The following is a 14299-nucleotide window of genomic DNA, read 5'->3' as shown; positions in this document are numbered from 1 at the left end:
TTCCTAAAAATTATGTACACAGGCAAATGCCTGCTTGAAAATCAACGTTTAGCCAATTCAGCTAATAATAACTTATTCATCACACCAGGATTTGCCTGACCTTTTGACATCTTCATAAGTTGCCCAATCAAATAGCCTGTTGCACGGTCCTTACCACCTTTAAAATCTTCAATGGATTGTGGGTTGTTATCCAATACTTCAGTAATCCAAGTTAACAAAATCTCTGGATCACTAATTTGTACTAGCCCATTTTTCTTAGCAAATGCTTCTGGTTCTTCACCAGCCATGATTGCTTCAAAAACTTGTTTAGCTTGTTTTGTTGAAATCGTACCAGATTCAATTAATTTAATCATGCCAGCTAAATGTTCTGGTGTCAATTGCGTCTCTTGCAATTCAACTTGATGTTTATTCATAAATGCGTTCACATCACCAATCAAATAGTTTGCTGCACGCTTTGCATCTGCTCCTGCAGTAACAGTCGCATCATAAAAATCAGACATGGCGAGCGTCTGTGTTAATACTTCGGCATCATAAGGTTCAATTCCCAAAGTTGACACATAATCTTTTTGACGATCACCGGCAGACTTTGGCAGTTCATCAGCAACTTTATCAATCCAATTTTGATCAATGACAACCGGTGCTAGGTCAGGTTCTGGGAAGTAACGATAGTCATCCGCTCCCTCTTTAACACGCATCAATATCGTTGACTTTGTGGGTTCATTATAGCGTCGTGTTTCTTGCTGAATAATACCGCCAGAGCGTAGTACTTCCGCTTGACGTTTCTCTTCAAAAATTAAGGCATTGCGCACATAGTTAAACGAGTTAATGTTCTTCATTTCAACCTTAGTGCCATATTCAGATGAACCATATGGCCGTATTGAAATATTGACATCAGCACGCATTTGACCTTCCTGCATTTTTGCTTCCGAGATACCCGTAAACAAAATTGCTTGTCGCAATTGTTCCAAATAAGCATAAGCTTCATCTGGTGACGCAATGTCTGGTTCAGACACAATTTCAATCAATGGCGTGCCTTGACGATTCAAATCAACATAAGAATAACCATCGGTACCATGTGTATTCTTACCGGCGTCCTCTTCAACATGAAGTTCTTTAATTCTAACACGTTTAGTTGTGCCGTCTTCTAGTACAACATCTAAATAACCATTTTTACCAAGCGGCGTTTGTGATTGCGTTGTTTGATAAGCTTTAGGATTATCAGGGTAAAAATAGTTTTTACGATCCCAACGAATAAATGGTGAAATCGTGGCATGCAACGCAAGTGCAGCACGCATACCGTATTCTAAGGCGCCTTTGTTAGCTACTGGTAAAACACCAGGATACCCAAAATCAATGACGTTCGTATTTTCATTGGGCTTATCACCATAGTGCACTGGTGAAGGTGACATAAGCTTAGAGTTTGTCTGCATTTCAACGTGGACTTCAAGGCCAATCGTTGTTTCAAAATTTCCTGTTGCCATAATTTTAGAGCGTAAGTCAATCATGATTACTAAATACCAAAACTGCTACCCAATAATCAATTATCTCACGCGTTTCCTCCCTCTTAGCTTAATATTTTTTAGCAATTTTTGGTAACTGTTCAAATAAGCGACTCGCCTGTTCAAAAGCATAGCCTGTTTGATAAACAGTTGCTTCATCAAATGGTTTACCAATAATCTGTAAACCAACTGGTAAGCCATCTACAAATCCAGCATTGACAGACAATCCTGGCAAACCAGCTAAGTTAACTGGAATTGTTAAGGCATCAGCTAAGTACATCGCCGTTGGGTCATCAATTTCTTCACCTATGCCATATGCAACAGTTGGCGCTGTTGGTCCAACAATCACATCGTAATCAGCAAAAACACGATTAAAATCTTCAATCAGTAACGTTCTGATTTTTGCTGCTTTTTTAAAGAACGCATCATAAGCACCTGCAGACAGTGAAAATGTGCCAAGCATAATACGGCGCTTGACTTCATCTCCAAAGCCCTCAGAACGTGTTTTGATGTACAAGTCTTCTAGGTTTTTAACGTCATCTGCTCGAAAGCCATAACGCACACCATCATATCGTTGCAAGTTAGATGACGCTTCTGAAGACATAATAATATAATAAGCGGCGACACCATACTTCGTATGTGGCAAACTCACTTCGTCAACCGTCGCACCTAGTGCCTCAAGTTGTGCTATTGCAGCTTTAACAGTGCTTGCTACTTTGGGATCAATGCCTTCACCAAAATACTCTTTAGGTACCGCAATTTTCAAACCCTTCACATTACCAGTTAACTTAGCTGTGAAATCTGGTACATCACGGTCAGCAGACGTTGAATCTTTTTCGTCAAAACCAGCAATGGTATTTAAAACCAGAGCATTATCCTTCACAGTACGCGTGAACGGTCCCACTTGATCCAGAGATGATGCCATTGCAAACAACCCCCAACGAGAGACACGACCGTAAGTTGGCTTCAAACCAACAATACCATTAAACGCAGCAGGTTGGCGTATTGAACCACCTGTATCTGATCCCAGTGCAAATGGTACCAATCCACCTGCAACAGCTGCTGCTGAACCACCTGATGAACCACCGGGTACCTTAGTAGCATCCCACGCATTGGTCGTTTTTTTGTAGTAAGACGTTTCTGTTGAACCACCCATGGCAAATTCATCCATGTTTGTCTTACCAACGGAAATTGCACCAGCTGTGTTCAATTTGCTAACCACTGTCGCATCATAAACAGGTTTGAAACCTTCTAAAATACGCGAAGCGCCAGTCGTTTGAATACCATTTGTTGCCAAATTATCTTTCAAACCAACGGGTAACCCAGTTAGAATATCAGAAAAATTAGCCACTTCATCTGTTTTTTTAGCCTGTAAAAGCGCTTCTTCTTGGTTAGTTGAAATAAAAGCATTTAATTGATCATCAGTTTGTGCAATATTATCTAATGTCGCTTGTGTCAATTCAGTAGCTGTTAACTCTTTATTTATTAATTTATCATGTAAAGAAGTTAAGTCATTATCAAAAAAATTAATCGTCATGATTATTCTCCCTCACCCTCCAATATTGCTGGTACTTTGATCAAATCTGCTGCTTCAAGTGGCGCATTTTTTAATAACGCCTGCTTTTGATGCCAATTATCTGCAACATCTTGACGTAAATGATTCACATTTTCGGTGACAGAGTAGGTTGGCTCAACCTGTTCTGTATCAACTTCACCCAATGTATCAAAAATAGTCAAAATACTATCCAATTGCGTGGTGAACTGCTCTAATTCAGTATCATTAAACGCTAATTTTGCTAAACTAGCAACATGAGCAACTTCTTCTTTTGAAATCGTTGTTTCAGACATTTACTTACTCCTTTAAGCATGTTTGTTGGTCATTGATGCATTCAACGAACACTTTATATATACTTATTTATTTTACCATAACTCCATCCTTGTCTACGCTTGCATTTTAGTAATATTCGCGTATAATTAAATTTGTTGTATAAACAACATGACCAACTACTTTGTTTAGCGTATCACCGTCGCTTTACACAGTCTTTGGCGACATTTTAGAAAGGTGGATATGATTATGGCCCTTACACAAGAACGTAAGAACGAAATCATCACGGAATATGCCCGCCACGAAGGCGATACAGGTTCAGCTGAAGTACAAATCGCAGTTTTAACTGCTGATATTAACGAGTTGAACACACACATGGCAGCTCACAAGCATGATTTCCACTCACAACGTGGTTTGATGAAGAAGATCGGTAGCCGTCGTAACTTACTACGTTACCTCCGTAATACTGATATTCAACGTTATCGTGAATTGATCCAACGCTTAGGTTTGCGTCGTTAATCTTAGGATTACATGAAAACCTCGTATCAAATTTAAGGAGAAAAGACATATGCCTGTTATTGAATCAGCAATTCAACGTGTTCGTCTTACGAAAAAGCAACATGATCGTAACGAACCACAACTCAGTGCTTACCGTACAGCTGTTAAGCGTTTTGAAAAAGCTTCAGCTGCTGGTGAAGACAATTTAGCAGAATTATACAAGACTGCTTCTTCTGCAATTGATCACGCCTACTCAAAGGGTTTGATTAAGAAGAACAAAGCTTCACGTGAAAAGTCACGTTTAGCTAAGTACGTTAAGTAATATTCAATAAAAACGACTTGGAAGCTATCCAAGTCGTTTTTATTTTGTTCTCATTATTTGTTTTTTAAGATAAATCGTTCAAACAACAATTCAGGCTCTTGATTAGTCGATTTCAATTTAATTTCAATCGTAATCATGCCTAAATAACTTGCCCGTAATGAACTCAATGCATATTTTTTTAGCATTTGTCGTGCGAGTTTGACACGATACGGATGTATACCCAATTGTTTACTCATATCTTGTTCAGTGCCTTTTAATCCCGCAATCTGTAATAATAATCGAAACTGTCCTGTTAATACAGCATTCACACGTAATGCCGGTTCGCCATTTTGTAATAAATCACGGTATATCGTCAATGCCTTTTTGGTTTGACGTGTCATAACAGCATCCACCAAATCAAAAACATTGGCCGTCAGCGTTTTTGGTACAAGCGCGCTTACTGCTTGTAATTGTATGTGTTTCGTATGTGTTGCCTGAGCTACCAGTTTAGGTAACTCATTTTGCATCGCTGTATAATGTGCATTTGTTCTGAGTGTTAACTCCTGTAATGCGTCTGGGTCAATACGATAAGCACGTGCTTCTAATTCTTTTGAAACTGCTTGCTGAGCTTGCCGCTCGTTTAACGCAGGTAGATCAATGCTTTCAGCATATTTTAATAACATTTTCGTTATTTTTTTACGCTTATCAATTTTTAAGTCGTTAATAAAAACAGCCACGATATTTTCTGACACCGGTTTTTCGAGTAACTCTAAAAACTGTACCTGAGTCTGATCCGAAACTTTACCTTTTGCCGTCAAAAAATCTGGATTCTGAACAACAACAACACGACGTTCACCAAAAAATGGCATTGACGTGGCATCATTGATAACATCCTCTAAACTTTGTATTGATAAATCAAATTGTGCATAGTTCATCTCACGATCAAGTGGTTGGATAAGTTGTTTAAATTCGGATTGTGCTCGCTGAATCAGCGCCTCTTCTTCACCGAGAATAACATAAAAATTAGCCAGTGCTTGATTCTTAATTTGCTGTTGTAGTTGCTGCAGGTTCATGTGTTAACTTTACCTCAAAATGACCTTTTTGCTTTGTATAAATATATCTTATCATACCATGTGTTTGGGTATTAAACAGTGTCATATGAGAATCTTGTATTGTTTTTAACGTTTCCGCATGTGGATGATGATACCTGTTGTTACGACCTGCAGAAACAATGCCCACATGAGGTTGCCATTGTTTTATAACATCAGGATGCGTTGACGTTTTAGACCCATGATGGCCTAATTTCAATATATCAACTTTCATCATTGGATATTGTGCTGCAATAGCTGTCTCCCCTGATTGATCTAAATCGCCTGATGTAAACATTGTTTGTCCACCAAATTGGCCATACAGTGCCACAGAATCCTCATTTCCTGCTTGACCGGTTTGAAAAGGATGTAGTACCTGAAATGGCAAATCAGGTACTGATATCCCTTGCGTGACTTCAAAAATAACTGTTTTTCTCAAATAAGGTTTTATTTCTCGTTCAAATGCTGGCTGATTGCTCATACCTGCAGGCATCACAAGACGTGTCACTTTCATTTTTTGCAGAATAACTTTGGCATCCCCAATATGATCATAATCATGATGTGTTAAAACTAAATTATCAATATGATTAATCCCTCGGCTATGTAAATAATTTATGATAACAGTTTCCCCACTTGTTCGCTGAAAGGATTGTACTTGCCAAGGTTGTTGATTACCAAATGTCAATTTACCACCAGTATCAATTAATGTGACCGTCCGATTAAAGGGTTCTCGAATTAAAGCCGAGTCTCCTTGGCCAATGTCAAACGTGGTTATTTCACCATGCAATGGCAAATGTGTCCAAATCATGGTCAAAGTTAATAGTACTAGCCAACCTATTCTTGCAAATTGTGCAATACGTTTTTGCCGTACAAACAAAATGAGTGATAGCAGGAATAGTAAGATAACAAAAAACCAAGGTATATGCCCTACTACTATTTGACCAGGCAGATTTGCTATGGCATCTACTGTTTGTGCAAATAGTTTAATCACAGCATTCATTAGATGCATAACGATCGGCAATAGTTGGCCAAAAAAACCGATCATGACACAAGGCACGATAATTGCACTAAATAAAGGTATTGCCGCAAAATTTGTCACTGTTTGTAGAATGTGCCATGTGTACTGTTGACTGACAATCAATGGTAAACTGACTGCACTCAGTAATAAATTAATTTGCCAGAAGTTTAATTTTTTAACAAATATTAAACAAAATGTCAGTGCAAAAGATAGTTGACCACCTAAAGATAATAAAATTCCTGGTTCATAAATCAAACTACCTAGCAGACTGACCGCCCAAACACTGCCAGAAGGTACACGGCGACAGCCAGCTAGACGCGTCATCATAATTAAACCAGCAATCAAGGCGCGTACAAGCACCGCAGGCTCACCAGCAAATACAAAATACAGCAGTAAAACAACACTGCCAATGAGTGCTGAAATTTCTTTAGGAACATATAATCGACGTAAAATTCCCATTAATAACATCAACACATAAGAGACGTGAAAACCAGAAACACTAAATAGATGAATCAACCCCAATGTTTGAACACCTGGATTATTGCCGTATAATGATTGTGGCGTTGTGCCTAGAATCAATGCCTGCGCATAATCGCTTAACGGCTGTGGTAATGTTTCCGTATTATGGATGCCTTTTGCGTGCCAAATATGTAACTGATATCGACATTTTTGCCATAAGCTGGTTCCTTTTGCCTGTTGAACTGTCCATGATTTTATGATGATTTGATGCGTCACATGTTTCGTTTCATAATAACTTTTTGCGTCAAATTGATTAAAATTTGTTGGCGCCTTAATACGTGCAAAATCCCCTATTCCTTGGAAATGCATGATACGATTTTCTGAAGACCAAGCCTGTTTTTCTAATTGCGATGTTAATTTAGTATATAGCCGTACCGTTTCACCACTTACTAAGTGTGCATTTGCTTGCAGGCGATCACCATTAATAATGATCTCATCCGGTAAAATAACACCACAAACTGATGCTGAATCATTATCTTTTTGTGACGACTGTTGTGCTAGTCTGCTTGCGTCGTAGGCAAAATAACACAAAAAGGGTATTGCTAACACAATAAATAAATAAGCACTCTGTTTGTTAAAATTTAAGCAAAAAACGGCAATCGTTATTCCTAACAAGACAACTGTCACAATATTTAAACGGTAAATACAGCCCCCAATAGCAGCAATCATTAAACTGATGATTAATAAATACCGATTCCCCATTATATGATAATGCTATCTTGTATTGTCTCAAACCGTTTATCGCCAATACCTGAAACTTCTTTAATTTCGTCAATTTTTTTGAAGCCACCATGCGCTTCTCGGTAACTTATAATCTGTTCTGCCTTCTTTTCGCCGATGCCTGTTAATGTCTGTAGTTCTGTTACTGTTGCTGTATTTAAATTGACCTTTTCTTGATTATTGGTCGCCTTACTGTCCTTATTGTCAGTAAGTATATCAGTAGTCACTTCACCACGCATTGGTACATAAACTAGTTGACCATCGGTTAATTTTTGAGCTAAATTAAGTTTAACCGTATCAGCTTCGTCCGTTAACCCACCAGCTTTTGCTACTGCAGTTTGCACACGAGGTGAATTTGTAATATCATAAACACCTGGTTTTTTAACCGCTCCTTTGACATCAACCATCATAACAGCGTTTTCTGAACTTATCGAAGCACTCGTTACAGACACTGTACTACCGGTACTCTGCATAGCCGGTATGTTCGTGTTCGATGCTGGCTTGGCTTGTTTGAAGCATAAACAAAGCATAACACCCACAAACAAGATACCAATAACAATTAGCCATATTTTATACTGCATCATTCTATCTTTAATTAAATCAAGTATATCTATCATCAGCACACCTCTGTGTCATGATACGTTGACAGATAGCATGACACTAAAAAACACCTAACAAAGTATGTTAGGTGTTAGTTTGGCATGTAGGATTCGCTCCTACGGGCGACTATTAGCTGTCACACTAGTAGTAAAGTCGCGTCACCACAGTGCAAGCACTGTTAGTCATGGTGAGAAAATGGGGTTCCACAACCACCATTAACACCTGCGTCTATACGAGACTTGTGACTTAACACGGCAGGCCGCCTTCGGCGCTAATTTTTCAAGCGCTTCGACTCATCGCATGTACATAGTATATCAAATACTAGCCTATTAGTCAAAAGTTTATGACACATGATTTTAAGTGATAACCTGATATAATTAACATATGATAAAATTAACGCAATTACAAAAACACGATATTAATCGTGTGGCTAATCCTAAACAAAGTGCACTAGCCGACCTGTACATACCAGATTTCAATGCCGAATCCAAAAAATCAATTGCCCAATATGTGATTGAGACCTATGATTTAGGTGAATTGGATGGTGTGAAAACGACAGTTTCTCAGCACATATTAGACTTCACCTATTTGAATGGTGCTAGTTCATCTCGCGTAACAGGTAAAATCACATACGATGCATAAAACAGCCAAAGCGTTATGCTTTGGCTGTTTTATGCATCGTTTTCTTCAGTTTGCTCAGCCAGTTGCTGTGCGTTAACAATGTGAACCAACTGTTCATCATACCATTGTGAAATTTTTGATTTCACACTATCTGCATCATCTAAATACGTTGTCACTGAACTTGCCAACGCTATTTTTAAATGAGACCGACTTACGTCATCATTTTCGACAATCATATATAAATTGACTTCATTGTCCTCTTTTTCAGGCCAAATGAGTTTTTTTAATTGATTTGTATATCGTAATGGTAAGTTAATAACATTTGTCTCTAAAGCAAGTGTCGTCCCACCTACCGCAACACCGCCATTGATTTGCCCCGCAATACGCATAAACGTTTCATCTGAAACGTGCTGGTCTAATGCCAAAAATAGCGCATCCAAATTAACATTTTCACCATCTAAAATGTTAATTGTATCATCGTAAATCAGCTCTTCTGAAATGTTAGCTAGTGCCTTTTCACCTGTAATTTGCATGACCCTATCCTTAACCAATTTTTATCGTATGCCATTATTGCCCTTTTAAGCTAGTGGCGAAAGCCTAGACACGTCACCGCATTTCACTGCCATGTAACATGAATTATTTATGCGGCATGTGGTCCCAAAAATTCTCTTTATTAATTTGACGTGCTCTAGCAATAGCCATCGCATGACCTGGTACATTTTCTGTAATAGTTGATCCTGCTGCTGTTATGGCTTCACTTTCAATCGTCACAGGCGCAACAATTTTGGTATTTGAACCGATAAACGCACGATCACCAACAGTTGTGCTGAATTTATGGACACCGTCATAATTGACAAATATTGTGCCTGCACCGATATTAACATCACTACCAACAGTTGCATTGCCAATATAAGTCAAGTGACCTGCCTTAGTGTTATCAGCTAATGTTGCCTGCTTCACTTCTACAAAGTTACCCACATGTACATTATTTTTCAAGTTTGCTTGAGGTCTTAGATGCGCAAATGGCCCAACAGTCACACCATTTGCAAGCGTTGTTTCTTCTAAATGCGATGCCGTAATCACATTCTCATCACCAATGATACTGTCTGAGATACGCGTTCCTTGTGTGATCACATTATCTCGACCAATGATTGTATGGCCCAATATCGTTACGCCACCTTCGATCACAGTATCTCGACCAATAACGACATCTGCATCGATGTATGTATGCGCTGGATCAATGAGCTCAACACCATCCAGCATTAACTGGTGATTAATTCGCTCATGCATCACTTGATTAGCAACGGATAACGCGACACGATCATTGACACCAAGTGACTCTGTGAAATTTTGTAATGTATATGCCCCGATTTGTTGCCCAGCTTGACGTAAAATATCTAGCGTATCTGGCAAGTAATATTCACCCTGAACATTATTATTTTTAACTTGCGCTAATGAATTAAATAGCAATTGATTATCAAATATATAAACACCGGTGTTTATCTCAAGAATGCGACGTTCCGTAATGCTGGCATCTTTTTGTTCAACAATTTTAATAACTGTCTCATCGTCTGCACGAACAATACGACCATAGCCAGTTGGATCATCAGCTATAGCTGTCAATACTGTCACTGCATGATTTGACTTCTCATGTGCTTCTATAAATTCTAACAAGGTTTCAGGTCGAAACAGTGGTGTATCCCCTGACATAATTAATGTAACACCAGTACTTTGTGACAATTTATCTTGCGCTTGTTGAACAGCGTGACCTGTGCCAAGTTGTTCTGACTGTAATACAAATTCAGAGCGTGTGCCAACATGTTCTTCAACACGTTCTGCCCCCACACCGACAATGGTGATTGGTTTACGATTAGATAAAGGTTCAACTGCATCTAAAACCCAATCAATCATCTTTTTTCCAGCAACATTGTGTAACACTTTTGGTGTATTTGACTTCATACGAGAGCCATTGCCTGCTGCCAATACTAAAATATTTACCCCATTACTCATTAACATTATGCCTCGCGCTTATAAATTTCTTGCAAATAATTACCAGCCGTTACTAAAATAGGATCCCCATTTTTCAAGTTCGTATCAACATGCAACAATGACGTAAACCGATCGAGCAGTCTTGTCGCAGAACGGCCTTCAGCAAATACTGCAGTCCCAACAACGGTCCCATCAAACTCACTAACCAGTGTTTGCATGCCTTGGATTGTGCCACCAGCTTTCATGAAATCATCAACAATTAATACGCGAGAACCTGTTCGTAGTGAACGGCGAGATAGTTCCATCTTCTCTACACGCTTAGAAGATCCTGTCAAATAGTTCACAGACACCGTTGGTCCTTCAGTAACCTTTGCATCGTCACGCACAATAACAAATGGCACATTAAGTTGCTCAGCTACTGCTTGTGCTAAAGGTACACCTTTCGTAGCAGCTGTCATAACAGCGTCAATATTATCACGTAAATACTGCGTAGCAATCAATCGACCAGCCTGTCGCAATATATCTGGACGTCCAAGTAAGTCTGATAAATAAACATAGCCACCCGGTAAAACTCGGGTTTCATCATTAACATCTTGGCGGATTTCTTCAATAAACGTTTTTGCTTCGTCTTCAGCCATATAGGGCACAAAGCGAGCGCCACCAGCAGCTCCTGGTACTGTTTCTAACAAACCTGTCCCACGTTCTTGAAACGTGCGCTTTAAAATGGATAAATCCTCAGAAATAGATGATTTTGCAGAGTCATAACGTTTGGCAAAATATGACAAAGAAATCAGTGTGCGTGGGCGCTCAAGCATGTAGCGCGCCATATCGACAAGGCGATCAGAACGACGTGTTTTCATGATGTATAAACGTACTAAAACCTTATTAGCACGTATTCTCCTTTATAAATATTAGTATTTAAGATTAATTATAACACTTTTAAAATAGCAACGTTCGGTATTTAAGCATTTTTTTGAAATTGCCAAACTGAAATTAGATAGATCAAAACTTCAAGCATGGCAATAAAAAAGCTTGTTGGCAAATTGGTCAAATAAGCTAAAGTTAAACCAATCCATGTGCCAAAAAGTGCAAATATTATAGCCAATGCCATGAGTTTCAACGTTGACGTCACATAATACTTTGCACTGGCAGCAGGTAATGTCACTAAAACAAAAATTAACAACGACCCAACCAGCTGCGCTGAGATACTAACAGACAGGGCAATCATCACCAAAAAAATATAGCGTACTGACTTTTGAGCACGACTTTGCAAAAATATACCAGCTTCATCAAATGCTAACTGCTTGAGCGCACGATAGTTAATCAGCAAAACAACGATAACAAACACAGCCAATCCTAACAACAACCACAAGTCATGGCGGCTAATACCTAAAACTGAACCAAATAAAATACCCGTCGCCGCTGTTGTGCTAGTATGCCCCAAAGCTAAAAATAAAATGCCTAATCCTATAGCCAATGCTGAAATGGCGCTTGTGACATTGTCTCGTTTTGTGTAACTTGATTCAAGCGCTCCAATTGCCAAAGATGCCCCACTGGTAGCTAGCATCATACCAAGCAACGCAGGCCATCCAGCAAACAAACCAAAGGCTGCACCAGCAAATCCAATCTCGCTTAAACTATGTGTCAAAAAAGCATAATTTCGTGCAACAACAAATGTCCCAACAATACCTGCAACAATGCTCACAACCGTCCCAGCCATAAAAGCATTTTGCATAAAGTCATAACTAAACATGCCGTACCTCATCTTCTTCATGAATATTTGTTATTTGTGTTGTCAGTGATTGCAACTCAGATGCCTCACCTTGACTCACATGACCGTTTTCAAAAAATAAATAGCCATCCGCAAACTGTGACACTAACTTTAATTCATGTGTAATAAATAGCACCGTTAATTGTGTTTCTCGTTGTAATTGTTTGATTGTTTGCAATAATGCAACCTTATGTTCATGATCTAAGCTTGCCGTTGACTCATCTAGTATCAACAAGTCAGGTTGTTGTACAAGTGCCTGGGCAACAAATGCACGTTGTTTTTGACCACCCGAGGCTAATCCCAACCGCTTATCAGCCATGTCAGACAAATCCAGTCGCTTCAATGCAGCAAAAACGGCTGCACGTTCTTGCTTGTTTAACCATAATCGCCAACCTTGATTATAATTTAAACCTACAAATTCAGCAATACTTAGCGGATAATCACGTGTAATATCGCGAAATTGTGGCACAAAACCTACTTTTGTTGTATTCAACTGTATCTGTCCGTTGATTTGTTGATTTTGACCAATAAGCGCTTTGATAAAACTTGTTTTGCCTGCGCCATTTTCACCTAGTACAGCAAAAAAGCGTCCCTCTGGCACATCAATGTTAGCGTGTGCCAATATCACTTTTTCACCATATCGAATACCAAAATCTTGTGTTTGGATGATTCCCATTATTTACCGCTTTCTTCTGATTTAAAAACAGCTTGAAGTTGTCTAACAAGCACTAATTGCCAATGCCATATTTTTTGATCAGACGGCAAGACCTGATTAACTGTAATCACCGGTATTTTAGCGTCTTTTGCTTGTTTTACCAAGTACTGATCTCTTGTTGATTGATCCTGACTAGCTGTCAATACAAATCTCACTTGTTTATTTTGAATTTCTGATATTGTTTTTTTGAATTTATCATCTGAACTAGACTCAAGATTTGTGACTGCTGTCGTATAGTTCAATTGATCCATAAAAACTTGTTGCGCATTATTAGTCGCAACATACCGAACATTTTTTTGAGCTTTTAAATCACTAATCCCCTGGGTCAACTCCTGTGTTTCAGCTGCTAATTTTTGACTATTTTTAATATACATATCACGATTACGCGGGTCAAAATCGCTTAACAGGTCAGAGAGTCGCGAAATTGTTTTCAAAGTAATTTCCGGACTAAGCCAATAATTACTCTGACTTTGATCCTTCACAACATCACTGGCTACTAGTACTTTAGAATTTAATTTTAGATTACGCCGTTGTGTTAATAACTGATTTTGATGATCATCAACAATTACTACTTCTGCATGCTTAAAAAGCGTCTTTTCCCGTTCAGATGTTAACTTACCAGACAAAAGTGATACATGACTGCTTTTGTCTGATACGGCTTGAGCGATTTGTTGATAGGCCACATTATCCGTAACAATTTGAACTGGTGTATGCTGTGGCTGTTTGGTTTCAACTGTCATTTTTATAGAGATTAAAAATAACCCCACTGGAATAAGTAAAATTGTTAAAATTGCGTATATGTTTTGTTTATTCATCACTCAATTATCTCATAACTACAAAAAAAGCCCAACAAGGGCAATTAATTTAATCAGCAAAAGTAATATCAATATTGTTTGTTAAAATGTCGGTATAACTGTACGATGCACGTTCAAAGTTAGCCTCTTCATTCAAATCTACAATGAATAACGAGGGGAAAGTAGAACGCAGAACGCCTGTGCGCTCAGTGATTTTTTTGCGGCCAGCTTGTGCTACCACAGTGACTGCTTCACCCACATGGGCGTCGAGCTTAAACTTGATGTCTTGTAAACTACTTGGCATTTTATACCACCTTTCGTGAAAAACTCATTTAATTATA

The 14299-nt window shown here is 38.7% G+C and carries 16 protein-coding genes; 3 read left to right on the top strand and 13 right to left on the bottom strand.

Annotation, left to right across the window (positions count from 1 at the left end):
• Positions 1-41: 41 nt before the first annotated feature.
• The 3 genes from gatB to gatC form a co-directional block, all read right to left on the bottom strand.
• Positions 42-1481 (bottom strand): Asp-tRNA(Asn)/Glu-tRNA(Gln) amidotransferase subunit GatB, encoded by a 1440-nt coding sequence (gene gatB / locus LKI_RS08285; RefSeq protein ID WP_041762776.1) that lies wholly within the window; start codon positions 1479-1481, stop codon positions 42-44.
• Between the two features lie 88 nt (positions 1482-1569).
• Entirely contained in the window at positions 1570-3036 is a 1467-nt protein-coding gene (gatA, locus tag LKI_RS08280; RefSeq protein WP_013103689.1) for an Asp-tRNA(Asn)/Glu-tRNA(Gln) amidotransferase subunit GatA, read from the bottom strand.
• 2 nt (positions 3037-3038) lie between these two features.
• Positions 3039-3347, bottom strand: coding sequence for an Asp-tRNA(Asn)/Glu-tRNA(Gln) amidotransferase subunit GatC (gatC, locus tag LKI_RS08275; RefSeq protein ID WP_013103688.1), 309 nt, complete (start codon positions 3345-3347; stop codon positions 3039-3041).
• Positions 3348-3573: 226 nt separating this feature from the next.
• Here gatC and rpsO point away from each other — a divergent pair, with 226 nt between their 5' ends.
• Together rpsO and rpsT are read left to right on the top strand one after the other, a co-directional pair.
• Positions 3574-3843, top strand: coding sequence for a 30S ribosomal protein S15 (rpsO, locus tag LKI_RS08270; protein WP_013103687.1), 270 nt, complete (start codon positions 3574-3576; stop codon positions 3841-3843).
• A gap of 49 nt (positions 3844-3892) precedes the next feature.
• Positions 3893-4144 (top strand): 30S ribosomal protein S20, encoded by a 252-nt coding sequence (gene rpsT / locus LKI_RS08265; RefSeq protein WP_010016113.1) that lies wholly within the window; start codon positions 3893-3895, stop codon positions 4142-4144.
• Between the two features lie 53 nt (positions 4145-4197).
• On the opposite strand, the gene holA is transcribed toward rpsT, so the two are convergent.
• From holA to LKI_RS08250, 3 genes are read right to left on the bottom strand one after another with little or no spacing between them, the layout of a single operon-like run.
• On the bottom strand, positions 4198-5196 hold the full coding sequence (gene holA, locus LKI_RS08260; protein ID WP_013103686.1) for a DNA polymerase III subunit delta: 999 nt from the start codon (positions 5194-5196) through the stop codon (positions 4198-4200).
• The gene (locus tag LKI_RS08255) at positions 5165-7450 is read right to left on the bottom strand and encodes a DNA internalization-related competence protein ComEC/Rec2 (RefSeq protein ID WP_013103685.1); all 2286 of its coding nucleotides are present in this window, start codon (positions 7448-7450) and stop codon (positions 5165-5167) included. Before LKI_RS08255 ends, holA begins: the two co-directional genes overlap by 32 nt.
• Entirely contained in the window at positions 7450-8085 is a 636-nt protein-coding gene (locus LKI_RS08250) for a helix-hairpin-helix domain-containing protein (protein ID WP_013103684.1), read from the bottom strand. The genes LKI_RS08255 and LKI_RS08250 overlap by 1 nt, the downstream gene beginning before the upstream one ends.
• A gap of 367 nt (positions 8086-8452) precedes the next feature.
• On the opposite strand from LKI_RS08250, the gene LKI_RS08245 reads away from it, so the two are divergent.
• Positions 8453-8710, top strand: a complete 258-nt coding sequence (locus LKI_RS08245) for a hypothetical protein (protein WP_013103683.1) — start codon at positions 8453-8455, stop codon at positions 8708-8710.
• Between the two features lie 29 nt (positions 8711-8739).
• Here LKI_RS08245 and LKI_RS08240 read toward each other — a convergent pair whose 3' ends face one another.
• From LKI_RS08240 to LKI_RS08210, 7 genes are all read right to left on the bottom strand, one after another.
• Positions 8740-9222, bottom strand: a complete 483-nt coding sequence (locus LKI_RS08240) for a hypothetical protein (protein ID WP_013103682.1) — start codon at positions 9220-9222, stop codon at positions 8740-8742.
• A gap of 103 nt (positions 9223-9325) precedes the next feature.
• Positions 9326-10699 carry a bifunctional UDP-N-acetylglucosamine diphosphorylase/glucosamine-1-phosphate N-acetyltransferase GlmU gene (gene glmU, locus LKI_RS08235; protein WP_041762779.1) on the bottom strand — a complete coding sequence of 458 codons (1374 nt, stop codon included), beginning with the start codon at positions 10697-10699 and terminating at the stop codon, positions 9326-9328.
• A 5-nt stretch (positions 10700-10704) separates the two neighbouring features.
• Positions 10705-11538, bottom strand: coding sequence for a pur operon repressor (gene purR, locus LKI_RS08230; protein WP_013103680.1), 834 nt, complete (start codon positions 11536-11538; stop codon positions 10705-10707).
• A gap of 101 nt (positions 11539-11639) precedes the next feature.
• Positions 11640-12431 carry a metal ABC transporter permease gene (locus LKI_RS08225; RefSeq protein ID WP_013103679.1) on the bottom strand — a complete coding sequence of 264 codons (792 nt, stop codon included), beginning with the start codon at positions 12429-12431 and terminating at the stop codon, positions 11640-11642.
• Positions 12424-13125 (bottom strand): metal ABC transporter ATP-binding protein, encoded by a 702-nt coding sequence (locus LKI_RS08220; RefSeq protein ID WP_013103678.1) that lies wholly within the window; start codon positions 13123-13125, stop codon positions 12424-12426. Before LKI_RS08220 ends, LKI_RS08225 begins: the two co-directional genes overlap by 8 nt.
• Positions 13125-13979, bottom strand: coding sequence for a metal ABC transporter solute-binding protein, Zn/Mn family (locus tag LKI_RS08215; RefSeq protein ID WP_013103677.1), 855 nt, complete (start codon positions 13977-13979; stop codon positions 13125-13127). Before LKI_RS08215 ends, LKI_RS08220 begins: the two co-directional genes overlap by 1 nt.
• A 49-nt stretch (positions 13980-14028) precedes the next feature.
• Positions 14029-14262: a Veg family protein gene (locus LKI_RS08210; protein WP_013103676.1), complete on the bottom strand. Its 234-nt coding sequence runs from the start codon at positions 14260-14262 to the stop codon at positions 14029-14031.
• Positions 14263-14299: the final 37 nt, after the last annotated feature.

It is taken from the genome of Leuconostoc kimchii IMSNU 11154 (genome assembly GCF_000092505.1).
GTDB classification, from domain to species: Bacteria; Bacillota; Bacilli; order Lactobacillales; family Lactobacillaceae; genus Leuconostoc; species Leuconostoc kimchii.
Note: the sequence above shows the minus strand (reverse complement) of the source record. Positions and strands in the feature narration are given on the sequence as shown.

Excerpts from the sequence above, each read along its gene's own strand:
- gatB (WP_041762776.1), bottom strand. The coding sequence starts at position 1,481 with ATGGCAACAGGAAATTTTGAAACAACGATTGGCCTTGAAGTCCACGTT.
- gatA (WP_013103689.1), bottom strand. The coding sequence starts at position 3,036 with ATGACGATTAATTTTTTTGATAATGACTTAACTTCTTTACATGATAAA.
- gatC (WP_013103688.1), bottom strand. The coding sequence starts at position 3,347 with ATGTCTGAAACAACGATTTCAAAAGAAGAAGTTGCTCATGTTGCTAGT.
- rpsO (WP_013103687.1), top strand. The coding sequence starts at position 3,574 with ATGGCCCTTACACAAGAACGTAAGAACGAAATCATCACGGAATATGCC.
- rpsT (WP_010016113.1), top strand. The coding sequence starts at position 3,893 with ATGCCTGTTATTGAATCAGCAATTCAACGTGTTCGTCTTACGAAAAAG.
- holA (WP_013103686.1), bottom strand. The coding sequence starts at position 5,196 with ATGAACCTGCAGCAACTACAACAGCAAATTAAGAATCAAGCACTGGCT.
- LKI_RS08255 (WP_013103685.1), bottom strand. The coding sequence starts at position 7,450 with ATGGGGAATCGGTATTTATTAATCATCAGTTTAATGATTGCTGCTATT.
- LKI_RS08250 (WP_013103684.1), bottom strand. The coding sequence starts at position 8,085 with ATGATAGATATACTTGATTTAATTAAAGATAGAATGATGCAGTATAAA.
- LKI_RS08245 (WP_013103683.1), top strand. The coding sequence starts at position 8,453 with ATGATAAAATTAACGCAATTACAAAAACACGATATTAATCGTGTGGCT.
- LKI_RS08240 (WP_013103682.1), bottom strand. The coding sequence starts at position 9,222 with ATGCAAATTACAGGTGAAAAGGCACTAGCTAACATTTCAGAAGAGCTG.
- glmU (WP_041762779.1), bottom strand. The coding sequence starts at position 10,699 with ATGAGTAATGGGGTAAATATTTTAGTATTGGCAGCAGGCAATGGCTCT.
- purR (WP_013103680.1), bottom strand. The coding sequence starts at position 11,538 with ATGAAAACACGTCGTTCTGATCGCCTTGTCGATATGGCGCGCTACATG.
- LKI_RS08225 (WP_013103679.1), bottom strand. The coding sequence starts at position 12,431 with ATGTTTAGTTATGACTTTATGCAAAATGCTTTTATGGCTGGGACGGTT.
- LKI_RS08220 (WP_013103678.1), bottom strand. The coding sequence starts at position 13,125 with ATGGGAATCATCCAAACACAAGATTTTGGTATTCGATATGGTGAAAAA.
- LKI_RS08215 (WP_013103677.1), bottom strand. The coding sequence starts at position 13,979 with ATGAATAAACAAAACATATACGCAATTTTAACAATTTTACTTATTCCA.
- LKI_RS08210 (WP_013103676.1), bottom strand. The coding sequence starts at position 14,262 with ATGCCAAGTAGTTTACAAGACATCAAGTTTAAGCTCGACGCCCATGTG.